General features: G+C 70.4%; 21 protein-coding genes. 12 read left to right on the top strand and 9 right to left on the bottom strand.

The window, feature by feature from the left end; genetic code table 11:
- Positions 1–70: 70 nt before the first annotated feature.
- Together VAB18032_RS20435 and VAB18032_RS20430 are read right to left on the bottom strand one after the other, a co-directional pair.
- Positions 71–268, bottom strand: a complete 198-nt coding sequence (locus VAB18032_RS20435) for a DUF397 domain-containing protein (RefSeq protein WP_013734809.1) — start codon at positions 266–268, stop codon at positions 71–73.
- On the bottom strand, positions 261–1,160 hold the full coding sequence (locus tag VAB18032_RS20430; RefSeq protein ID WP_232510834.1) for a helix-turn-helix domain-containing protein: 900 nt from the start codon (positions 1,158–1,160) through the stop codon (positions 261–263). Before VAB18032_RS20430 ends, VAB18032_RS20435 begins: the two co-directional genes overlap by 8 nt.
- Before the next feature lie 526 nt (positions 1,161–1,686).
- Between VAB18032_RS20430 and VAB18032_RS20425 the strand changes: the two genes are divergently transcribed.
- The 6 genes from VAB18032_RS20425 to VAB18032_RS20400 are packed head-to-tail and all read left to right on the top strand — an operon-like array spanning position 1,687 to position 6,257.
- Positions 1,687–2,043: a hypothetical protein gene (locus VAB18032_RS20425; protein WP_232510833.1), complete on the top strand. Its 357-nt coding sequence runs from the start codon at positions 1,687–1,689 to the stop codon at positions 2,041–2,043.
- Positions 2,040–2,267 carry a hypothetical protein gene (locus VAB18032_RS31295; protein ID WP_013734805.1) on the top strand — a complete coding sequence of 76 codons (228 nt, stop codon included), beginning with the start codon at positions 2,040–2,042 and terminating at the stop codon, positions 2,265–2,267. Before VAB18032_RS20425 ends, VAB18032_RS31295 begins: the two co-directional genes overlap by 4 nt.
- Positions 2,264–2,998, top strand: coding sequence for a GOLPH3/VPS74 family protein (locus tag VAB18032_RS20415; RefSeq protein WP_013734804.1), 735 nt, complete (start codon positions 2,264–2,266; stop codon positions 2,996–2,998). Before VAB18032_RS31295 ends, VAB18032_RS20415 begins: the two co-directional genes overlap by 4 nt.
- A gap of 38 nt (positions 2,999–3,036) precedes the next feature.
- Positions 3,037–4,530 carry an APC family permease gene (locus VAB18032_RS20410; RefSeq protein WP_013734803.1) on the top strand — a complete coding sequence of 498 codons (1,494 nt, stop codon included), beginning with the start codon at positions 3,037–3,039 and terminating at the stop codon, positions 4,528–4,530.
- Positions 4,531–4,543: 13 nt separating this feature from the next.
- Positions 4,544–5,200 carry a GNAT family N-acetyltransferase gene (locus VAB18032_RS20405; RefSeq protein WP_013734802.1) on the top strand — a complete coding sequence of 219 codons (657 nt, stop codon included), beginning with the start codon at positions 4,544–4,546 and terminating at the stop codon, positions 5,198–5,200.
- Between the two features lie 58 nt (positions 5,201–5,258).
- Entirely contained in the window at positions 5,259–6,257 is a 999-nt protein-coding gene (locus VAB18032_RS20400) for an endonuclease/exonuclease/phosphatase family protein (protein WP_043721395.1), read from the top strand.
- A 70-nt stretch (positions 6,258–6,327) separates the two neighbouring features.
- Here the strand turns inward: VAB18032_RS20400 and VAB18032_RS20395 are convergent, their stop codons facing one another.
- Positions 6,328–6,897 (bottom strand): TetR/AcrR family transcriptional regulator, encoded by a 570-nt coding sequence (locus tag VAB18032_RS20395; RefSeq protein ID WP_013734800.1) that lies wholly within the window; start codon positions 6,895–6,897, stop codon positions 6,328–6,330.
- Between the two features lie 93 nt (positions 6,898–6,990).
- Between VAB18032_RS20395 and VAB18032_RS20390 the strand changes: the two genes are divergently transcribed.
- Positions 6,991–7,941 (top strand): NmrA family NAD(P)-binding protein, encoded by a 951-nt coding sequence (locus VAB18032_RS20390; protein ID WP_013734799.1) that lies wholly within the window; start codon positions 6,991–6,993, stop codon positions 7,939–7,941.
- Positions 7,942–8,027: 86 nt separating this feature from the next.
- Here the strand turns inward: VAB18032_RS20390 and VAB18032_RS20385 are convergent, their stop codons facing one another.
- Positions 8,028–8,615 carry a DUF1707 SHOCT-like domain-containing protein gene (locus VAB18032_RS20385; RefSeq protein ID WP_013734798.1) on the bottom strand — a complete coding sequence of 196 codons (588 nt, stop codon included), beginning with the start codon at positions 8,613–8,615 and terminating at the stop codon, positions 8,028–8,030.
- A 90-nt stretch (positions 8,616–8,705) separates the two neighbouring features.
- On the bottom strand, positions 8,706–10,034 hold the full coding sequence (locus VAB18032_RS20380) for a glycosyltransferase family 4 protein (protein ID WP_013734797.1): 1,329 nt from the start codon (positions 10,032–10,034) through the stop codon (positions 8,706–8,708).
- Positions 10,035–10,397: 363 nt separating this feature from the next.
- On the opposite strand from VAB18032_RS20380, the gene VAB18032_RS20375 reads away from it, so the two are divergent.
- Complete coding sequence (locus tag VAB18032_RS20375) at positions 10,398–12,308, top strand: Xaa-Pro dipeptidyl-peptidase (protein ID WP_013734796.1); 1,911 nt, start codon at positions 10,398–10,400, stop codon at positions 12,306–12,308.
- 72 nt (positions 12,309–12,380) lie between these two features.
- Here VAB18032_RS20375 and VAB18032_RS20370 read toward each other — a convergent pair whose 3' ends face one another.
- The gene (locus tag VAB18032_RS20370; protein WP_013734795.1) at positions 12,381–14,315 is read right to left on the bottom strand and encodes an amylo-alpha-1,6-glucosidase; all 1,935 of its coding nucleotides are present in this window, start codon (positions 14,313–14,315) and stop codon (positions 12,381–12,383) included.
- Between the two features lie 42 nt (positions 14,316–14,357).
- Between VAB18032_RS20370 and VAB18032_RS20365 the strand changes: the two genes are divergently transcribed.
- From VAB18032_RS20365 to VAB18032_RS20350, 4 genes are all read left to right on the top strand, one after another.
- Positions 14,358–17,057 carry an MGH1-like glycoside hydrolase domain-containing protein gene (locus VAB18032_RS20365; RefSeq protein WP_013734794.1) on the top strand — a complete coding sequence of 900 codons (2,700 nt, stop codon included), beginning with the start codon at positions 14,358–14,360 and terminating at the stop codon, positions 17,055–17,057.
- Between the two features lie 209 nt (positions 17,058–17,266).
- The gene (locus VAB18032_RS20360) at positions 17,267–17,839 is read left to right on the top strand and encodes a TetR/AcrR family transcriptional regulator (protein ID WP_232510832.1); all 573 of its coding nucleotides are present in this window, start codon (positions 17,267–17,269) and stop codon (positions 17,837–17,839) included.
- A gap of 310 nt (positions 17,840–18,149) precedes the next feature.
- On the top strand, positions 18,150–18,845 hold the full coding sequence (locus tag VAB18032_RS20355; RefSeq protein ID WP_013734792.1) for an HAD family hydrolase: 696 nt from the start codon (positions 18,150–18,152) through the stop codon (positions 18,843–18,845).
- A gap of 530 nt (positions 18,846–19,375) precedes the next feature.
- The gene (locus VAB18032_RS20350) at positions 19,376–19,936 is read left to right on the top strand and encodes a cysteine hydrolase family protein (RefSeq protein ID WP_013734791.1); all 561 of its coding nucleotides are present in this window, start codon (positions 19,376–19,378) and stop codon (positions 19,934–19,936) included.
- A gap of 34 nt (positions 19,937–19,970) precedes the next feature.
- Here the strand turns inward: VAB18032_RS20350 and VAB18032_RS20345 are convergent, their stop codons facing one another.
- The 3 genes from VAB18032_RS20345 to VAB18032_RS20335 form a co-directional block, all read right to left on the bottom strand.
- Entirely contained in the window at positions 19,971–20,240 is a 270-nt protein-coding gene (locus VAB18032_RS20345) for a hypothetical protein (RefSeq protein ID WP_013734790.1), read from the bottom strand.
- A 47-nt stretch (positions 20,241–20,287) separates the two neighbouring features.
- A complete protein-coding gene (locus VAB18032_RS20340) occupies positions 20,288–20,719 on the bottom strand; it encodes a RusA family crossover junction endodeoxyribonuclease (protein ID WP_043725147.1) in 432 nt (143 codons plus the stop codon).
- A 465-nt stretch (positions 20,720–21,184) separates the two neighbouring features.
- Positions 21,185–21,763, bottom strand: coding sequence for a DsbA family protein (locus VAB18032_RS20335; RefSeq protein WP_013734788.1), 579 nt, complete (start codon positions 21,761–21,763; stop codon positions 21,185–21,187).
- Positions 21,764–21,882: the final 119 nt, after the last annotated feature.

Here is a 21,882-nt window from a genome sequence, read left to right as displayed (position 1 = left end):
AATCGGAGATAAGAGCTGGTGGTGGCCGCTGACTCAGCGGCCACCACCAGCACAGGGATGGGGTGCGGGTCTACAGGGTGGGGGTACGCAGGCTGGTGGTGAAGGTGGTCCAGGAGGTGGGGGAGAAGGTCAGTACGGGGCCGTTGGGGTCCTTGCTGTCGCGGACGCCCACGCCGCCACCGGGCAGCGCGTCGGCGACTTCGACGCAGTCGCCCTGGTTGCCGCTGCGGCTGCTCTTGCGCCACCGGACAGTCGTCGTGTCAGCCACGGGTAAATGCCTCCATTGTTGCGGTTATCAACGTCCTCGACGATTCCTCGTCGAGTGCTCGTGAGGTCACGTCGTCCCACGCGAGTTTGTACGCCGCGACCTCGGTTGCCTTGTCGAGGTAGAGCGCACCGGTGAGGCTGTCGACGTAGACCAGCGGGGGTTCGAGCGGCTCCGAGGTGCCCGGCATGGGCGGGAACTCCAGGATGGTGAACGCGGACGTCATCCCGCCGTGCACGCCGGCCTCGAACGGAAGGATCCGCAGCCGCACGCTGGGCGAACGGGTGACATCGAGCAGGTGCTGGAGTTGGGCGGCCATGACCTGCGGGCCACCGACGGCTCGTCGGATGACCGCTTCACTCAGCACGACCGAAAGGTGCGGCGGTCGAGGACTTGCGAGGAGGCGTTGACGCTCCATCCGGAAGTCCACTTGCCGCTCCACCTCCTCGGCATCGATCAGGCCGTGCGGTACGCCCGTGACCTCCCTGGCGTATTCGCGGGTCTGGAGGAGTCCGGGCACGGCCTCCGGCTCGTACTTCTGGATGCACTCGGCACTGCTTTCCAGCCTGACGAACAGACCGAACCAGCTCGGTAGGCGGGTGTTGGTGTAGTCGTGCCACCAGGCGCTCGCGCCCTTGGTGCGGGTTTCGCCGCCGAGGGCGAGTAGTTCGGCGCGGTCTTCGGCGCTGGCCTCGTACAGCTCGCACATCGCCTTGATCTCGATGTCGCGGAACTTGATGCGGGGGTCGCCGGCCTCAATCCGGTGGATGGTCGCGGGGCTGCGCTGGAGAAGGATGGCGGCCCTCTCCTGACTCATCCCTGTCTCTTTGCGGAGGGCTGCCATCTTGCGGCCGATCCTCCGCCTCAACAGGGCCGATCCGTCCGTGTCGGACACGGAGCCTCCTATCACCACTTTGCCAAACAGCAGCATACAAACGATGGGCCACTTGATCACGTTCTACGCATTGCTGCCCTGACCAGGGCTAACGTCCTGTGACTGCGCTAATGTGCAACCCCTTTCATGATTTCAATCGACGTGCTGCATTGCATTCTGCCCTATTGCAGCCAGACGATGACTCTCAGCAGGTTGTCGGGCATTCCCGGCGACAGCGAATCCTCGCTTGTAGACGGCCAACTGCTGTCCGTTGAGGACTAATCCGTCCCGCCGTGTCGCCCACAGGTGCCACGAGCCGGGTGCGGAGCCCGCGATCGTGCCCCGCTCGGGCGGTATCGCACCCCCAGTCGGGGTGCGCGGTCGGTGCCAGGGAAGGCCCGGCCGCGCACCCCTCGCAGAAGGGTGATGGCAGTGCGCATCAAGTGGTTCGTACCGGCCAACGCCGACCACCCGTTCCCCCCGTTCGGCCTCCACCCCACCGGGACCCCCACCCGCCCAGGTGATCAAGAGGTTTCGGGCTTCGGAGATGCCCATCGAAGACCAGAACCTCTCGATCAACCCCGAAGCGGTGGGGGCGACGACCAGGGCAAGCGCGGTGGGCGGGAGGGGGTGGAGCATGGGGCGGGCGGTGCCTGAGGTCGCGGCGGGGACGCTGCTGCGGCTCGATCCGGGTGACTGGTCGTACGGCCGCGACCTGGTCCCCGGCACCGCCGTGGCCGTGACCGTCGTCTGCGTTCGTGACCTGCCGAATCGGGCGGACGAGTGGGTGTGGGTGCTCGGTCACCGGCCGGAGTGCGACTACCCGCACGTCGACCGGCATCCGCCCTGCATGGAGGTGCGGGTCAAGGTCACCGCGCTGCATGACCAAAGGCCGGCGAGGTGACCGGCACAGACGAGAGCGACCGGGATGTGGATCGCTTCCAGTCCGCGCGCAACACCGTGCTCCAGCACCGCGACGGGCGCATCTGCTTCCACTGTCAGGGCGACGGGTGCGGGCAGCACACCTGGGCGATCGAGGAACTCGGCCGCCATCCCGGCGGCCGAAAGCTCCTTCGGCAGCTCGGGTTTCCCATCGACGATTCGACCGAGGAAGGCCAGCCGCGGTGAACAGCACACCCCACGGCGACGACCATGCCCCACACCTGCGCGAGCATCCGACGCCGGCCCGGCCGGTGCGTGCCGTCGGCAGCGCCGCGATGCCGAGCACCGTACGGCTCGCCGACGAGTTCTTCTACCTGGCGCACGACGACCAGACCGGCCGGTCGCGGCTGTTCGAGTCGGCGACAGCGTACGGTCTCGCTGCCGCGCTGCTGGCCGAGTTGTACGGCGAGGGTCGGGTCACCTTCGAGGGCCGCCGCCTGCGGGTGATCAACACTGTCCCGCCGAAGGACTGGCTGCAACACCTCGTCCTCGATCGCCTGGTCGCGGAGCCGCGTCACACCGAGACCCGTACCTGGTTGGCGTATTTCGCCACCGCCGCCCATGAGCAGGTGGCCACCCGGATGTGGCAGCTCGGGCTGCTCCGCCAGCAGCAGGTCGGTCGACTGTGGCGACAACGCACCGTCTACGTGCCGGCGGACATGAACACGGCCGCCTGGTCGTGGGCCCGGCTCTCCTTTCAGCTGCGCAACCACCAACGCCTCAACGCCTTCGACGTGGCCCTCGCCGGTCTGGCGGTGCACACCCAGCTCGATCCGATCCTGCTCGACGGCACACCCGTCGCCGTGCGTGCGTTCCTGCGCCAGCAGGTCGAACAGGCCCCGCCACCGCTGCGGGACCTGCTCGCCGACCTCGGTGCCGTCGTCGGCAGCGCCGTACTGAGCCACCGCACCACCTGACCGTCCTGCATTCATCCCTTCTCGCCGAGAGAGAACCCATGTCCCACTCGAAACCCGACACCGTCTCCGCCGTCCTCGCGCGCGGGCGGCTCGGTATCCCGTCGGTGGTGTTCTTCGTGATCGCCGCCGCCGCACCACTCACCGTCGTCGCGGGCGGCGCGACCACCGGGTACGCCGTCACCGGAGTCACCGGCATCCCGGTGTCCTATCTGCTGGTGGCGGCCGTGCTCGCGTTGTTCGCGGTCGGCTACGTGGCCATGTCACGCCGGATCGTCAACGCGGGCGCCTTCTACACCTACGTCACCCGAGGGCTCGGTCGCCCGGCCGGTGTCGGCGCTGCCATGGTCGCGCTGCTCGCCTACAACGCCATGCAGATCGGGCTCTACGGTGGGGCCGGCGCGGTCACCGCCCAGTTCCTCAACGACCGGTACGGCGTCGGCTTGACCTGGTGGAGCTGCGCCCTCGCGGTGTGGGCGGTCGTCGCGGTGCTCGGCGTCGCCCGGATCGACCTCAACGGTCGGGTCCTCGCCGTCGTCCTGGTCGCCGAATGCGTCGTCGCCCTGACCTTCGACGCCATCATGGTCACCCACCCGGCCGACGGGACGGTCAGCTTCGACACCCTCGCCCCCTCGCACGTCTTCGCCGCCGGCATCGGCGCGGCGCTGGTCACCGCGATCACCGGGTTCGTCGGTTTCGAGGGCACCGTCGTGTTCAGCGAGGAGACCAAGGACCCACGGCGCACCATCGCCCGCGCCACCTACATCGCGGTCGCCGTCACCGGCCTGCTGTACGGGCTGTCCGCCTGGGCGATGTCGGTGGCCACCGGCCCGGACCGCATCGTGGCGGCGGCCCGCGCCGACGGCACCGACCTGATCTTCAATCTGGTGTCGCCGTACCTGGCCGACAGCATCGTCACCGTCGCCCGGGTCCTGTTCATCACGTCGCTGTTCGCCGCGCTGCTCAGCTTCCACCACACCGTGGCCCGGTACCTGTTCGCGCTCGGCCGGGAACGGGTGCTGCCCGCCGTGTTCGGTCGCACCAGCCGGCGTACCGGTGCCCCGAAGGTCGGCTCCCTCGTCCAGAGTGGGCTCGCCTTCGCCGTGCTCGTCGGCTACGCCGTGGCCGGGGCCGATCCGATCGTGCACCTGTTCTTCTGGGTCACTGTCACCGGTGGACTCGGGGTACTGATCCTGATGACTGTCACCTCCGCCGCCGTGATCGGCTTCTTCGCCCGCAGCACGCACACCGAAGGACCGTGGCGGTCACTTATCGCGCCGGGCCTGGCCACTGTCGCGCTGGGCGGGATCCTCACCGTGACGCTGCGGGAGTTCGCCACGCTGCTCGGCGTCGCGCCGGACTCGCCGCTGCGCTGGGCATTCCCCGCCGCGTACGCCGCCGTCGCGCTGCTCGGCGTCGCATGGGCGCTGCTCCTGCGCACCACAAACCCCGACGTGTACGCCGCAGTCGGCCTGGGCGCGGACCGCGACACCGGCCCCCTGCGCGCCCCCGACACCGTCCGCCAACCCGCCTGACCAGGGAGCTGCCGTGACCGTCAGCAATCACGATCTGCTCGTCCGCCCCGCCACCACCGCCGATGCCGGGCCGCTGATCGGTGTCCTCGCCGAGGCGTTCCACGAAGGCCCGCTCGCCGACTGGCTCATTCCCGACCCGGCCGACCGGCGGACCGTCTACTACAGGTATTTCAAGGACGCCGTGTATCACGGACTGGAGCACGGGCAGGTCTACACCACAGGCGACCAGACGGCCGTCGCGATCTGGTACCCCCGCCTCGAACCCGCCCCGGTCGACACCCGCAGCCGGCTGGCCACGTTGGAACACATCGCGGGCCCGTACGCCCCGAAGTTCGTGCTGCTGGAGGAGATGTTCGACGCCTTCCACCCCGACGAGCCGCACCACTACCTCGCCTACCTGGCCGTCGACCCGACCCGGCAGAACCAGGGCATCGGTGCCGCGCTGCTCGCCGACCAGCACCGTCGTCTCGACCAGCTCGGCCTGCCGGCGTACCTGGAAGCCAGCAACATGCGCAACCGGCGGCTCTACCTCCGCCTCGGTTACCACGCCGGCCCCACCATCGTGCTTCCCACGCAAGGGCCCGTCATCTGGCGGATGTGGCGCGGCGCACCCACCAGCGGCGGCCGGAGTCCGTTCCCGCGCACCCGGCCACACCGGCGCTCCCTGTGACCGCCGCCCTCGGCAACGTCCTGCTCGTCGCCCCGACTCATCGGCTGCACTCCACGGCATGCCGACCACTGACATCCGCGAGGTCACCCGAATGCGTTTCGTCACCTACAACCTGCTCGACCTGACCCTGACCGCCGACAACCTCCGGGAGGCCAACCGGCAGCAGCGGGTCATCGACACCATCCGCAGCCTCGAACCGGACGTCGTCGCCGTCCAGGAACTCAAGAGCCCACCCGCCAGCGCCGCCCGCCTCGCCGCGGAACTCGCCGACCGCACCGGCCTGACCAGCACCGTCGCCACCAACGGGAGCGCCCGCGCGATCCACGCCGTCGCGGTCGGCGACCACACCGTGCACACGGCGCTGCTCTGGCGGCCCGGCCTCACGCCGCTACCGCACACCTTCCGGACCTACAGCCCCGCCGTCCACTACGACGGCGGGTGGCGCGGCATCGGCTACGGCTCCATGGTCCGGCTCGCCTTCCAGATCGACGGCCAGCCGATCACGTTCGCCTCCTACCACGCCCCCGCCTACGGCCGGCACCGGCGCATCGACCAGGCCGAAGCGGTCCTCGCCGCCCTCACCCGCCCGCACGAACTGGCGCTGATCGGTTCCGACTTCAACTCGATCGGTGCTGCCCGCACCAACGGCGCCGACTACGACCCCGACCCCTACACCGGGCGACCCTGGTGGCCCGACCTCGTGCACCAGTGCCACGAACCGACCCACCCCAGCCAACGGCACCGCGCCGACCGTCGACCCGCGCAGGTCTGGGAAGCCGGCGGTCTCCACGACGTCGCCGCCGCCACCCGCAGCCCCTGGAAGGCCACCACCGGGCACTGGCCCACCTGCCCGTACGGCGTTCGGGGCATCGCCCGGCGCGTCGACACCATCCACGCCACCCAGCCGGTTCTCCGGGCGGTCAGGTCGCTCACGGTCGTCGACAACCCCACCACCCGCGCCGCCAGCGACCACCTACCCGTCACCGTCGACCTCGACCCCCGCAAGCTTGCCGTCAACCCGGGTGATTCACGGCAGGTCGGCCAGCGTGGCAGGTGATCAGGCACCGGACAGTGTCGGGAAACGGTCGCAGTCGGAACCGATCAGCGGACGGCGTGCCGGCGCGACGTCATCGCGCCGGGCTGATGCCGGTGATGGCCAGGTCGAGCAGACGGGCGGCCGCGGCGGCGGGGTCGGGGTGGTGGGTGGTGGCCAGGGCGATGCCGGTGATCAGCGTGAGCAGGTCGTCGATCGTCACGCCCGGTGCGAGGGCACCGTCGGCGGAGGCGCGCCGTACCAGTGGCTCGCCTGCGGCGGTGAGCTGCGCGCAGGCGCAGTAGACGTGGGTGTCGTCGGGGCCGGCCACCCGGTCACGATTCAGGGCCTCGGCCAACCCGCTGATGGTGGTGGCGGAGGCGATGACTGCCTGGAGCCACTCCAGCAGCGCGGCACGTGGGTCGGCTCGTTCGGTCCGGTCGGCGGCGTGCGTCGCGAGGGCCTCGACGCGCTCGCGGAAGACCGCCGCCAGCAGTGCGTGACGGCTCGGGAAGTGCCGCCGTACGGTGCCGGAGCCCACCCCGGCGACGCGGGCGATCTGCTCCAGGGACGCGTCAGCGCCGTGTGCGGCAACCTCCTCCACCGCGACGGCGAGCAGGCGTGCGTAGTTGCGCCGCGCGTCGGCGCGCTGCGCAGCGGTCATGGTCTCTCACCTCGGAGGTTGCTAAGTGGCGGGGTCCGCCGTATCTTACCGAAGTGAAAACGGCGGGCCACGCCGTTTAGTGAGAGGGGCCTCATGTCCAACGAACCCGCACCCGTCCTGGTCGTCGGCGCCACCGGGCGACAGGGCGGCGCGACCGTCCGCGCGTTGCGCACAGCGGGCGTACCCGTCCGGGCGCTCGTCCGTGACCCGGAGACCGACCGGGCACGCGCCGTCGCCGCGCTCGGCGCGGATCTGCGGACCGGTGACCTCAACGACCGTGACTCCCTGATCGCGGCCGCGAAGGGTGCCCGCGCGGTCTTCTCGGTCCAGATGCCCCAGCTGAAGGGGGAGTCCCTCGACTTCGACGGCGAGGTGACCCAGGCCGTCAACCTGATCGAGGCGGCGCGTGCCGCAGGCGTGCCACAGTTCGTGCACACGTCGGTCTCCGGTGCCGGGCAGCACGTCGAGGCCCCCGGCTGGGGCGAAGGCCGGTGGGCGGGCCTGCGGCCCTATTACGACGCCAAGACCGCGATCCAGGATCGGGTACGCACGGCCGGATTCACGCACTGGACGCTGATCAAGCCGGGGTGGTTCATGGAGAACTTCCTGCCCTCGATGGCCTATCTGCTTCCCCGAGGCGTCGAGGGTGGGCTGGTGACCGTGCTGCGGCCCGAGACCCGGTTGTCCCTGGTCGCGGTCGACGACATCGGTCGGGCGGCCGCGGCGGCGGTCGCGGCACCGGCGCGCTTCCACGAGGTCGAGCTGGAGTTGGCCAGCGACTACCGGACGATGACCGAGATCGCCGACGTCATGTCGCGCGCCCTCGGTGTGCCGCTGACCGCGCCGAGAATGACCGACGAAGAGGCGCTGGCGGCCGGGATGCCGGCCTTCGGCGCGGTTTCCCACCGCTTCGTGGAGGTGGCCGGGCAGCCTGCCCGGCCGGAGTTCGCCCGGGACCTCGGCATCCCGCTCACCTCCTTCGAGCAGTGGGCCGCGCAGTACCTGTCCCGCGATGCCGTCGCGCCGGCCGGCGCAGCCGGTTGACGCGATGATCGACTCCGTTTCGCCGAAACGGCGGGTTCCCACCGCGTCGAACCCCGCCGTTTCGCCGAAACGGCGGGGTCGTCAGATCACCACCAGCGCTTGCGGGGCGGGCGGACGGTCACGTCACCGAAGACGACGCGGCAGCGCACCTCGACGACCGGACCGCCGGGGGTGACCGGGCCGCTCATCTTGGACTTCTTGTCGCCGAAGACCGCGGAGCCGGTGAGCCGGACCTCGGTGCCCTCCGGTACCACGATGGTGATGCTGCCGAAGATCACGTTCGCGTCGACGGTGGTCACCTGCCGGGGCAACTGGGCCTCGTGCAACTCGATCCGGCAGTCGCCGAAGACGGCCCGTGCCTCGATGTGTTCCGGCACCGGCCAGGCGCCCTTGCGTACGTCGCTGCCGAAGACCGCCAGCAGCTTCTCCGCCGCCGGCGCGAGTTGTCCGCCCGACCGGGCGGGGGAGCGGCCGGGCGCTCCCGGCAGATCCGTGGTGAGCCGGGCCAGCTCACCCCGGGTCTGTGCGGCGTGGGCCGCACCGACCCGCTCGGTGTATTCGTCAAGGGTGAGCCGGCCCTCGGTGGTGGCCTTGCCGAGCAGTTCCACGACCTCCTCGCGCTCCCGGTCGGAGACGCGCAGCCGGTCATCGTCGTTGTGCCGTTCCCACTCCACGAGGCGAGCCTACTGGTGCCCCGCACCCGCCTCACCAGCCACTGCTGGCAGCGGCGGGCACGGAGTCAGCAGGCGTCGGTGGGCACGGAGTCAGCAGGCGGCGGTGCCGACGAGCAGGTTGCCGTGCGGGATGGTGATCGGTCGGCGGGGGGCCGGCAGGTCGACGGCGGGACGGCGGGCCTGCGCCGGGGCGTGTTCGCGGCGGGCGACTGCGTAGGCGTGGGCGGTGCGGGCGGCGATGGTGGCCCAGCCGTACCGCCGGCCGACCATGCTGCGGGCCTGGCGGGCTACCCGGCGGGCGAACACCTCGTCGCCGATGAGTTGGCCGACCGCGCCGGCCAGCGCCGGTGGGTCGCTGTGCGGGAAGGTCACCCCGGTGACGCCGGGCTCGACGATCTCGGCCAGGCCGCCGGTACGGGCCACGGCCAGTGGCGCGCCGGCCGCCGCCGCCTCCAGGGCCACCATCCCGAACGGCTCGTAGAGACTCGGTACGACCGTCGCGTCGGTGGCGCCGAGGACCGCCGGCAGCTGGGTGTTGTCGAGAAAACCGGCGAAGCGTACGGTCCCGCCGAGCCCGAGTTGCCGGGTCCGCTCCTCCAACTCGCCCCGGTACGGCCCGTCACCGGCGATCAGCACCCGCAGCCCCGGGTGCCGGTCCCGCAGTTGTGGCACGGCGTCCACCAGGTGCTGCACGCCCTTCTCGTAGACCAGCCGGCCGGCGTACCCGATCAACGGGCCGTCGCCGGCGAAGCGGGCGCGGGCCGAGGCGACCGCGCGGGGGCGGGCCCGCCAGGCGCGGTCGTCGACGCCGTTGGGCACCACCGCCACCTTCTCCTCCGGCACCTCGAACAGGGTGGTGACCTGGTCGCGCATGTAGCCGGAGCAGGCGATCAGGCGGGTGGAGGCGTTGCTGAGCCAGTGCTCGACGCCGTGGATGGTGCGGTTCATCTCCTCGGGCAGCCAGCCCTGGTGCCGGCCGGCCTCGGTGGCGTGCATCGTGGTCACCAGCGGCAGGTGCAGGTGCTCGGCAAGCGTGATGGCGGTGTGCGCGACAAGCCAGTCGTGGGCGTGGATGACGTCGAACTCGGCGGTGTCGGTGGCGTGCAGCGCGGCCCGGGTCAGCGTGTGGTTGAACGCCATCGTCCAGGCCAGCAGCGATCCGGTGGCCAGCGGGAAGGTGACCGGATCCTCGGCGGCCCGCAGGATGCGTACGCCGTCGCGGCGTTCGGACAGCGGTGCCCCGTCGGCGTGGCGGGTGACGACGGTGACCTCGTGGCCGGCGGCGGCCAACGCCACCGACAGGGCGTGCACGTGCCGACCGAGGCCGCCGACGAGGACCGGCGGATACTCCCAGGACAACATCAGCACCCGCTGCGGGCGTACGGGGTTGATGTCGATCACGTCGGCGTTCGTTGACATACGCGCCCCCTTTGAGTTGTCTGCGCGCAGCCTCGTTCCGCCCCCCGGCGGGCGGTGTCACAGCTGGCGCGGCCGGACCACGACCCATCCTGCTGGTAACCGGATAACCAGCGGAGACATCCCGGTTGCGGGGCTGTAAAGCCGGCCGGTACTCCCGATCACATCGCCAGGAACGGACGCGACCCGACATTGCGGCCACCTCTGCGACAGGCGTAGCACCGGGCGGCCCGCACCTCCCACAACTGTCTGATGACCTGCCACGGCCTGGTTCGTAGGTTCTATCCGGACGCAGCATCGAGGCTCGTGGTCCGCGCGTCAGCACCGGCGTGCGGCGGTCGGCGCCCGGTGCCTGGAAGGAGAAGCATGCGAACCACGAGGCGATGGTTGGGCACCACGGTGGCGGTCGCGGTGACCGCCGCTGTGCTGCCGGTGACCCCTGCGCTCGCGCAGCCCGTGCAGGCAAACCAACTGGTCATCGCGGACGGTGTCACGCAGCCGGTCTTCGGCTACGCCGACGCGATCCGCGAACGGATCTTCGTCACCTCCGATGTCGACACCGACTCCAACGGTGAGCTCGACATCGTGGCGATGGACATCATCCGCCCGCAGGCCAGCGACGCCGGCCTGCGGGTGCCGGTGGTGATGGACGCCAGCCCCTACTACTCGACGGTGTGCCGCGGCAACGAGACCGAGTGCAAGGCCGACCTGGACGGCGACGGCCTGCTCGACAAGTGGCCGCTGTTCTACGACAACTACTTCGTGCCGCGCGGCTACGCGGTCGTGCTGCTCGACATGATCGGCACCAACAACTCGACCGGCTGCCCGGTCACCGGCGGTCTCGGGGACAACATCAGCGCTCCGACCGCCATCGACTGGCTCAACGGCCGCCGCAAGGGCTTCGACGCCGACGGCAACGAGGTCGTCGCGAACTGGCACAACGGCAAGTCCGGCATGATCGGCAAGTCGTACGACGGCACCCTGGCCAACGCCGCCGCCGCCACCGGCGTCGACGGACTGTCCACCATCGTGCCGATCTCGGCCATCTCCAGCTGGTACGACTACTCGCGTAGCAACGGTCTGGTGACCCGGGCCAACAACTACTCGGGCAGCCTGTCCAACACCGTCACCAACCCGAACCGTCGGGCGTACTGCGCCCCCGTGCGGACCCAGCTCGGCGTGGGTGCCGACGACGCCACCGGTGACTACAGCGACTTCTGGGCCGAGCGGGACTACGTGCCGCACGCCGACAAGGTGAAGGCCAGCGTCCTGCTGGTGCACGGCATCAACGACGACAACGTGCGGGCCGACCACTTCAGCAAGTGGTGGTACGCGCTGGCCGAGAACAACGTCCCGCGCAAGCTGTGGCTGACCGGCACCGGTCACATCGACCCGTTCGACTTCCGTCGCGCGGAGTGGGTGAACACCCTGCACCGTTGGTTCGACTTCTGGCTCCAGGGCATCGACAACGGCATCATGAGTGAGCCGATGGTCGACCTCGAGCGGCTGCCGGACGTCTGGGAGACCCACGCCAACTGGCCGATCCCCAAGTCCCAGCCGACCCAGGTCTGGCTGCGCCCCGGCACCAACGGTGCCCCCGGCGACATCTCGGTCAAGCCCGGCCCCGGCAACAAGAAGGCCACCTTCACCGACACCCCGTCGATGAGCCAGGCCAACGCGATCCGGCACCCCTCGGACCCGGCGGCGAACAAGGACAACCGGCTGGTCTTCCTGTCCGAGCCGCTGAAGGCGCCGCTGCACATCTCCGGCACCCCGATCGTGCGGATCAAGGCTTCGGTCAACGGCGAGGACACCAGCTTCGCCGGTCTGCTCGTCGACTACGGCACCCGCCAGCGGTTCAGCACCTCCGGTGACGGCGTCCGCACCGTGACCACCGAGGACTGCTGGGGCGAGTCGGCCAACTTCGGCGGCCACCACGAGGAGGCCTGCTACCGGCAGGTCGTCAAGAACGTGGCCAGCAACCCGCAGGAGCTGGTCACCAAGGGCATCTACGACGGGCTCAACCTCGACTCGCTCTACACCTCGACCCCGCTGGTGCCGGGTGAGAAGAACGCCGTCGACATCCCGCTGCAGCCCGAGGACTACGTCTTCGAGGCCGGCCACCAGATCGGTGTGGTCCTGCTCGGCTCGTACTCCGGCTACAGCAGCCGGGCCAAGCAGACCCGCGCCGAGATCACGGTGCACTTCGACAGCACCCGGATCACCCTGCCGATCGTCGGTGGCCGTCAGGCCGCCGTGGCAGCGGGTCTGAACTGATCGGTTGGTGGGGCGCCCGGGGGGCGTCCCACCAACGCCGCGCTCAGTAGCGCGAGGGCCCGTCGGTGCGTGTCACCGGCGGGCCCGCAGCAGTTCCGCCACCGACCAGGCCTGGAAGGGGCAGCCGGTGGCGGTGTGCGGGGCCGAGCCGTCGGCGGTCTCGCTCACCGAGCCGAGGCCGTACTCGCTCAGGTGCGCCTCCAGACCGACGAACAACTCGCCGACCGGCAGCCCGGCCCGGCGGGCGGCGTCGGCGTACGGGCCGATCAGCCACGGCCAGACGGTGCCCTGGTGGTAGGCGCCGTCCCGCTCGGCCGGCCCACCCCGGTGCCCGCCGAGGTAACCGGGGCACTCGGGGGAGAGGCTGCGCGGGCCCAGCGGAGTGAGTAGCGCGGCACCGACCAGGCCGACCGCCCGCGGGTCCGGCGCAAGTGGCGCGTTCGGCAGCGACCAGGCCAGCAGCTGGTTCGGTCGCAGCAGATCGTCGTCGTGAAAGGCCGCACCACCCAACGGGTACGCGGGCGCAGGCGCGTCGAGCACGTCGTGCAGCCAGCCCGCCGGGGCGGGGAAACGCTGGCGGAACGCCTTGACCGCCTGCTCGTGCAGCCGGTGCAGCCCGTCGGCGTCCTGCCCGGCCAACTCGGCCAGCTCGGCGACCCCGGCCACCCCGTTGATCCAGAGTGCGTTGACCTCGACCGGCTTGCCGTGACGGGGGGTGACCGGCACCCCGTACACCCGGGCGTCCATCCAGGTCAGCGCGGCCCCCGGGGCACCGGAGGTGAGCAGCCCGTCGGCCGGGTCGACGGCGATGCCGTACCGGGTGCCGGCCAGGTGGGCGTCGACGACGCCGCGCAACGCCGGCAGCAGCTCGTCACCGAGGTCGGTGTCGCCGGTGACTGTCACGTGCCGACTGACCGCGTGCAGGAACCACAGGGTTCCGTCGACGGTGTTGTACTCGACCCGACCGGTGTCGGCGGTGTTGGCGAGCATCCCCTCCGACAGCGTCGCCGCGTACGAGCGCAGCAGCTCCCGGCCGAGATCCGCGCGACCGGTGCACAGGAACAGGCCCTCGTAGGAGATCATCGTGTCCCGCGACCAGGCGCCGAACCACGGGTAGCCGGCGACCACGTCCACCGCGGCGTCGTTCGTGCGTACGACGAACGCGTCGGCGGCCAACGCCAGGGTGGCCTCGACGTCGTCGGCGGGCTTGGCCGACGCCACCACCTCCCGGTTACGTCGCCGCGCCGCCGCCACCACCTCGGTTGCCGGCGGAGGGGCCGGGGCGGGATCGTGGGCCCAGGCCAGCACCGACACCGTGTCGCCCGGCTGGCGCAGCGTGTCGCGGAACTGACCCGCGTACCACAGGTCCTCCTCCGGATGCAGGCCGCGCGCCGCCTCCTCCCGGTGGTAGGCGCCGCGCCACCAGTGGCCCTGCGGCGTCCAGCCCGGCCCGGACAGCCGGTACGCCCCCTCGATCACCGCGCCACCGTCGACCGGATCCATCCGCAGCGGCGGACCGTCGGCCCGACGCTCACCGTGCGCGTCGCGCCAGGTGCAGGCGGCGGCCAACTCCAACTCGACAGGCCCGCCGCCGACCAGCCGGTGCACCACCGCCACACAGGAGCGACCCGGCAGCATGGCCAACTCCCGTTCGATCACCACGTCACCGATCCGCCACCGCCAGCGGGGCAGCCCGTCGGTCAGGTCGAACCGCTCCAGCAACTCGAACCCGCGCGGGTCGACGTCGCCGGAGGCCCACTCGTGCGCGCCCAGCCGCACCCGGGCGCCCGAGGGCAGCAGCACCGCCGGATCGAGACTGGCCAGTCCCACCTTGCGGGAAGCCGGGGTTTCTCCGGGAACCACCAGAAGCCCGTGATACCGGCGGGTACGCAGCCCGGCGACGGTGCCCATGGCGTACCCGCCGAGACCGTCGGGCACCAGCCATTCCCGGCTGGCAGCGCTGGTCAGCTCCCCGCAGACCTGCGAACCGAAGCGAATCTCGATCAACTTTCCTCCACCGGCGGCGAGGTGTAACACGACACGACGACAATGGTCGCTGTGGTGAAGTACCCCAGCGGCATCGAAGATGTAAAGGTGATCACTGACGGTTCGCCCTCCGCCCCGGACGCCGAACGCCTCCGACTCGCCCAGGCCGACGCCGGCGAGCAGGACTGGCGCGCATGGGGTCCCTATCTGTCCGAGCGGGCGTGGGGCACGGTACGGGAGGACTACAGCGAGCACGGCACGGCCTGGGACTACTTCCCCCACGACCACGCGCGGTCCCGAGCCTACCGCTGGTCCGAGGACGGCATGGCGGGCGTGTGCGACGACCGGCAGACGTTCTGCTTCGCCCTCGCGCTGTGGAACGGGCGCGATCCGATCATCAAGGAACGGATGTTCGGCCTCGGCGGCGACGGCGGCAACCACGGCGAGGACGTCAAGGAGTACTGGTGGTACGAGGACTCCACACCCACCCACTCGTGGATGCGCTGGCGCTACCACTACCCGCAGGCCGCCTTCCCGTACGACGAACTCGTCGCGGTCAACGCGCTGCGCGGCCGCGACGACACCGAGTACGAGCTGGTCGACACCGGCATCTTCGACGACGACCGGTACTGGGCGGTGACCGTCGACTACGCCAAGGCCACCCCGACGGATCTGTGCATCGTGGTGACCGTGGCCAACCGGGGCGAGCAGGCCGACCGGCTGCACGTGCTGCCGCACCTGTGGTTCCGCAACACCTGGGGCTGGGGGCTGCCCGGCACCGACGACCGGGTGCCCCGCCTCGTCGGGCAGGGCAGTCGGCTGCTCGGCGACCACTGGGTCCTCGGGCAGATCGTGCTCGAAGGCGACGGTGAGCCGACCCCGCTGCTGTGCGACAACGACAGCAACGCCGAACGGCTGTGGGGGCTGCCCAGCCGCACCCCGTACCCGAAGGACGGCATCAACGACCACGTGGTCACCGGAGCCGACACGGTGAACCCGGAACTGACCGGCACCAAGGGGGCGCTGCACTACGTCCTGGACGTGCCGGCCGGCGCGCAACGGCAGATCCGGCTGAGGCTGACCCGTACCGCCCCACCGCCCGGCGACGGCGACCCGCCGCCGGCCGACCTGGGCGACGGATTCGACGCCGTGGTCTGGGCCCGCCGCGCCGAGGCGAACCGCTTCTTCGCCGGGATCATCCCGGCCAAGGCCAGCGCCGACGAGGCGTCGATCGCCCGGCAGGCCATCGCCGGGCTGATGTGGGGCAAGCAGTTCTACCACTTCGACGTCAAACGCTGGTTGGAAGGCGACCCGGGCTCGACACCGCCGGCCGGACGCCGACACGGGCGCAACAGCGCCTGGTGGCACATGACCAGCTTCGACGTCATCTCCATGCCGGACCCGTGGGAATATCCCTGGTACGCCGCCTGGGACCTGGCCTTCCACTGCGTGACAATCGCCCGGGTCGACCCCGGCTTCGCCAAGGAGCAACTGCTGCTCCTGCTGCGCGAGTGGTACCTGCACCCCAACGGGCAGATCCCGGCGTACGAGTGGGCCTTCGGTGACGTCAACCCGCCGGTGCACGCCTGGGCCGCGTTGAAGGTCTTCGAGATCGACGGCAGCCGGGACCACGACTTCCTGGCCCGGATGATGCACAAGCTGCTGATGAACTTCACCTGGTGGGTCAACCGCAAGGACACCGGCGGCAACAACGTCTTCGAAGGCGGCTTCCTCGGGCTGGACAACGTCGGCCCGTTCGACCGGTCGGCGGCGCTGCCCGTGGCCGGGACGCTGGAGCAGTCCGACGGCACCGGCTGGATGGCGATGTACGCCCTCAACCTGCTCGACATCGCCATCGTGCTTGCCGAACACGACCGCACCTGGGTGGACACCGCGACGAAGTTCTTCGAACACTTCGCGTACATCGCGGCAGCAGCGTACGACCAGGGGTTGTGGGACGACGAGGACGCCTTCTTCTACGACGTACTGCGGCTGGCCGACGGCATGAAGGTCCCGCTGAAGGTGCGCTCGGTCGTCGGGCTGCTGCCACTGGCCGCGGTGACCCGGCTGCCCGCGCGTACCCTGCACCGGCTGCCCGAACTGGGTGCCCGGCTGCGCTGGTTCCTCACCAACCGCCCCGAGTACGCCTCGGTGATCGGTGCCCGCCGCATCGGCCCGGACGGCCGCCAGCAGCGCCTGCTGTCCATGTGCGGCCCGGAACAGATCGTCCGGCTGCTCGCCCGGATGCTGGACACCGACGAATTCCTCTCCGAGTACGGCCTGCGTACGCTCTCCCGCGCCCACCTGGACAAGCCGTTCACCGTCACCCTCGGCGGGCAGGAATTCTCCGTCGGCTACGAGCCGGCCGAGTCGACGAGCGGCCTGTTCGGCGGCAACTCCAACTGGCGCGGCCCGATCTGGATGCCGACGAACTTCCTGCTGATCAGCGCGTTGCGCGACCACGCGGCGTTCTTCGGCGACGACCTCCAGGTCGAGTACCCGACCCGGTCCGGAGTGAAGCGGACCCTCGACGAGATCGCCGACGACCTCTCCGCCCGGCTGATCGCCCTGTTCACCCGCGACGGCTGGGGACGCCGGCCGATCTACGGTGCGGCGCAACTGTTCCAGACCCACCCGGACTGGCGGGACCTGATCGCCTTCCCCGAATACTTCCACGGCGACAACGGCGCCGGCCTCGGCGCCTGGCACCAGACCGGCTGGACCGCCCTGGTCGCCGACCTCATCCTCACCCTCCGCCGCTAGCCCGGGGCCGCCCCAGCCTGCGCCTGCCCCGGCCTGCGGTGCGCTGGTCTGGGTGGTGATCGACTCCGTTACGCCGTAATGGCGGTGTCCCGGCGGGATCAACCCCGCTGTTACGGTGTAACGGAGTCGATCACCCACTTGTCATTGCGGAGAGTCGCCAATCCGTCGCGAAGAGTTGTGCGGAGAGTGTCGCAACTAGGCTCGGCGGGGTGTCCGGAGCTGAGTACGGAGACGTGGAGCCGGGTGGCGATGCGATCGTCGCCACCGCCTGGCAGTTGGCCGAGGCCGAGGGCTGGGCGGCGGTGACGGCCCGCCGACTGGCGGAACGCGCCGCTGTCGATCTCGGTGAACTCTACGAACGCTTCGCCGACCGCGACGCGGTGGTAGCTGCGGTCGCGGTGCGCGGCTTCGCCGACCTGGCCGCCGCGCTGGCCGCCGCACGTACCACCGCCGACACCCCGACCCAGGGCTGGCCGGCAGTGGTGGCGGCCTACCTGGATTTCGCGTACGCCAACCCCGAGGTGTACGACGCCATGTTCGCCCACACCCCCGACCTGACCCTCGGCGCCGAACAGACCCCCGAGACGGTCACGGCGACCTTCGGCGAACTGCGTGCAGCCTTGGCCCCCCTGGCCGCCGGCCGGGACGAGGACACCCTCTCCGAACTGGGCTGGAGCCTCCTGCACGGCATGGTGATGCTCACCCGCGGCGGCCGCCTTCGCCCCGAAGCCCAAGACCACCGCGAAACCCTCCTGACTCACCACCTCTTCCCCCCTCCCTAACCCACCCCACCCCCGCCTCACCCCACCCCCGCGCCCCTCTACCCCGCCCCCGCGCCCCTCTACCCCCGCGCCCCTCTGCCCCGCCCCCGCGCCCCTCTGCCCCCGCGATCTTGCACTTTCGGTCGTGTGTATGTCCCGTTTTAGGTTGCTTTGCGAGGACAGAAAGTGCAAGATCGCGGGGGCGGGGGCGGGGGCGGGGGCGGGGGCGGGGGCGAGGGCGGGGGACCTCGGCCGCCAGTGGTGTCGGGTGGTTATCGGGTCGTGGGGAGTGGGGTGGGTCTTTTAGAGTCGCGGCGTGATTGTTGACGGGGTGGGGATCGAGCCGGGTCGGGTCCTTGTGTTCGATGCCGACGACACGCTGTGGGAGAACAACGTCGTCTTCGAGCGGGTCATCGACGACTTCCTGGCCTGGCTGGATCATCCAACGCTGGACCGGGTGCAACTTCGGGCCGTACTCGATGACATCGAGCGGGCCAACGCGGTTGCTCACGGGTACGGCAGCAAGGTCTTCCTGCGGAGTTTGCGGGAGTGCCTGGAGCGGCTACGGCAGCGACCGGCCACCGCGGCGGAACAGCGCGAGATCGACGAGTTGGCCGTGGCGCTGGTGAACCACCAGGTCGAGCTGATGCCGGGGGTGGCCGACGCGTTGGACGAGTTGGCCGGCCGGCACGAGTTGTTGTTGCTCACCAAGGGAGAACGCGAGGAGCAGCAGCGCAAGTTGGACGCCTGCGGACTGTTGCACCATTTCCGAGCCGCTCACATTGTGGCGGAGAAGAACGTCGAGACCTACCGCTGGCTGGTCCGGGAACATGCGATCGACCCGGCTCGGGCTTGGATGATCGGCAATTCGCCGCGGTCGGACATCCTGCCGGCTCGTGCCGCCGGGTGGCGTGCCGTGTTCATCCCCAACGCCAACACCTGGGTCTTGGAGCACGACGAACTGGACCCGGCGGACGAGGGCGTGCTGCACCTCAGCACCTTCCCCGAACTGCTGCGGCATTTCTGACCGAACGGTTCAGCGTGGTCGAGCCACACGCTCGGCCGCGCGTCCAGCCGTGCGTCTGGGGTCCGATCTTGATCAGCGCCAATGGGTGGTCGGGTGTTACAGCGACCTGCCACTTTTTCGCTGTGCTGGTAATCGTCCAGTCTGGAGAGCGCGCATTGTTGTCCGCCTTCGTAGCGCCGCCTACCCTCGCCTTCGGCGCCGCGACTCGCCGGGGTGTGTCGCGGTGCTGCGGTTCGGTGTGGGGCACCGTGGAGCTGAGTGCGGGCGGGCCGGTCACCGTGCTGGGTTGGTCGACACGCCAGGTCAGCGCCAGGCCTGGCCCGCTGCCACGTCGAACTGGGGGTCAGGGCCGGGACGTGCGGGCCCGGTCCTGACCCGGTCACCGGACCTGCGCCATCGGCGGCCCATCTGGCCGGTCAGGGCCGGAACGTGCGGGCCCGGTCCTGACCGAGATCATCATTTCAGGACTGTGAGCTGTTTGTCGGGGGCCTCGTCTAGCGTGGGCCGCACACTGAGCCGACGGGGGAGTCATGAGCACTCTTGAGAACCGCCCGCACACCGCACTACTGGTCATCGACGTGCAGAAGGGGGTTGTCGCTGGGGCGACCCGACGGGACGAGGTCGTCGCCAACATCGCCGTCCTGGTCGACCGAGCCCGCCGGGAGAGCGTGCCGGTGATCTGGGTCCAGCATTCCGACAACGGGCTGGCCCGGGGCAGCGACGACTGGCACATCGTCCCGGAGTTGGAACGGGCCGACACCGAGCCGCTCGTGGAGAAGAGCTACGCGGACTCGTTCGAGGCGACTGACCTGGAGACCGTCTTGTCGGGGCTCGGTGTCGGGCGGCTCGTGGTCACCGGCGCGCAGACCGACGTGTGCATTCGTTCGACCCTGCATGGTGCGCTCGTCCGTGGCTACGACGCGACCCTGGTCAGCGATGCGCACACCACGGAAGACCTCACGGCCTGGGGTGCGCCGCCGCCGGAGCAGGTCATCGCGCACACCAACCTGTACTGGGCGCACCACTCCGCGCCGGGTCGCACCGCCGGCACGGTCGCCACCGCCGACGTCACCTTCACCGGAGCATCCTGACCCGGATAGCCCGACCCACCCGCGCCGGCCCTTCTCAGGGGGCTTCGCCTCGGACGATGGCGACCGCGACCCGGCAGAACTCGTCCATGTCGGGTTCGAAACCGGCGGCGATGTCGGGGTGCAGCCCGGACCGGGTCTCGTCCAGGAGCCGTTGGCACACCTGCTCCACCGGCTCACCGGCGTAGTCGCTGCGGACCCGGACGGCGGCTGCCTGAAGCGCCGAGGTCAACTGCTCCTCCAGTGGCCCGCGCAGCTTCTCCTGCACCGGGTCACGGGGTTCGAGCGTGACATGTGGCTCCGACATCGGCGCTCCCTTCATCGGCGGCTGCGGTACCCCACCGCGGCCGTCGGTCAAACCGCCTCTGGTACGGCCGCGACCCGAACCTGGTACGAGAATTCCTCGGCCGGTTCCTCGGCGTACGACAGCCGGCGGATCTGCTTGTCGTCGCCGTAGACGGCGACATCGACCAGGACACCGAGATGGGCCAGCCCGATGTTGGCGACCCGCTTCTTGTCCTGCAACACCGCGCACACCCCGCCCAACAGTGTGCTCGCGTCGGAGGTGCGATGCCCGGGCGGGCAGCGCAGGGTCAGGTCCACCTCGATCGGCCCGGACAGTGGGGTCCAGCCGGTACGCTGCGCCGCCTCGCAGGCAGCCTGCAGCAGTGCGCGTACTCTCGTCGCCTGCCGGTGTCCGGCGGCGAAGATGGACAACGCCTCGGTCTTGACCGGTGGCAGGCCGCTCACCTCGAACGTCAGGGCGAGAGTGCGGGTGTCCTGCACCACGACGGCACCTCCTCATTGGAGATGATCCTGCCCAACCGGTGCAGCGGTGGCGTGCTGTTCCCGGGAGAACCAACCGATCGGGCGGATCGGGGGTCGGCCGGTGGCGTATCGACGGCGACGGCGTACGCGCTGACGGCGATGCGCGTTCAACGCTAGTGCACCCGACGGCCACCTCGGTAGCACCCCGCACCACTGCACCCCGACGCCGCACGAACGGCTACCCCACACAACCCACCAGACGAACCACCATCCACCACTCGCCGGCCCACGCCCATCCCACCCGCGCCCACCCCCACCCACGCCCACCCCACCCGCGACCCGCAGACAACTTCGGGGAAGATGTCGCCTTCTCGCGTGGCGAGGCGACATCTTCCCCGAAGTTGCTGGGCGATCTTGACCGGAGGAGGGGGGAGGGGGCAGGGGGGAGGGGGGCAGGGGAGGGGGGAGGGGGCAGGGGAGGGGCTAGCGGCGGGCGCGTTTGATTTCGTGGAAGGCCGGCATGCGGAGCAGGGGGAGGAGGTTGTCCCAGAGGGTCAGGGCGTCGTCGGTGGCGGGGACCTCGGTCAGGATCGGTCCGTGGATGCCTCGGTCGGCGTCGGGGACCATGAGCACAGGTGAGCCGATGTCGGGGCCGGCGGAGCCGTACGCCAAGGCGTGTGAGGCGTGTACGGCCTCGTCCCAGCGCTCGTCGTCGAGGGCGGCTGCCATGTCGTCGAGCCCGGCTGCCTCGACGGCCGCGTCGACGATCTTCCCGCTCGGCGGGTTGCCGGCGTCGTGGGTGCGGGCACCCAGCTCGGCGTAGAACCGGCCGGCGTCGGCGTGGCGGCCCTCGGCGCGCAGCGCCTCGACCAGGCGCAGCGCCCGGGTGGAGGCGGCTACCGCGTCGGCGTACTCCGGTGGGATGTTTCCGCCGTTGAGGATGCTGAGGCTGAACGCCCGCCACTCGATGCTCAGGCCGCGAGCTTCGGCGACGGCGACCAGCCAGCGGGAGGTCCGCCAGGTCCACGGGCATGCAGGGTCGAAGAAGAAGGTGGCATCCACCGCCCGAGGGTAGCGCCGACCGCGCGTCCCCACCGAGGTGTGTGATCTGGGCCACCGGTGTGCCTGTCCGGCGCGTGTCACCTGGGTCAGGTTTCGCGACTTCGCAGGTCGGGCAGTGT

This window comes from Micromonospora maris AB-18-032 (assembly GCF_000204155.1).
Classification (GTDB): domain Bacteria; phylum Actinomycetota; class Actinomycetes; order Mycobacteriales; family Micromonosporaceae; genus Micromonospora; species Micromonospora gifhornensis.
The sequence above is the reverse complement of the archived record's forward strand: the minus strand, read 5'-3'. Positions and strand labels throughout refer to the sequence as shown.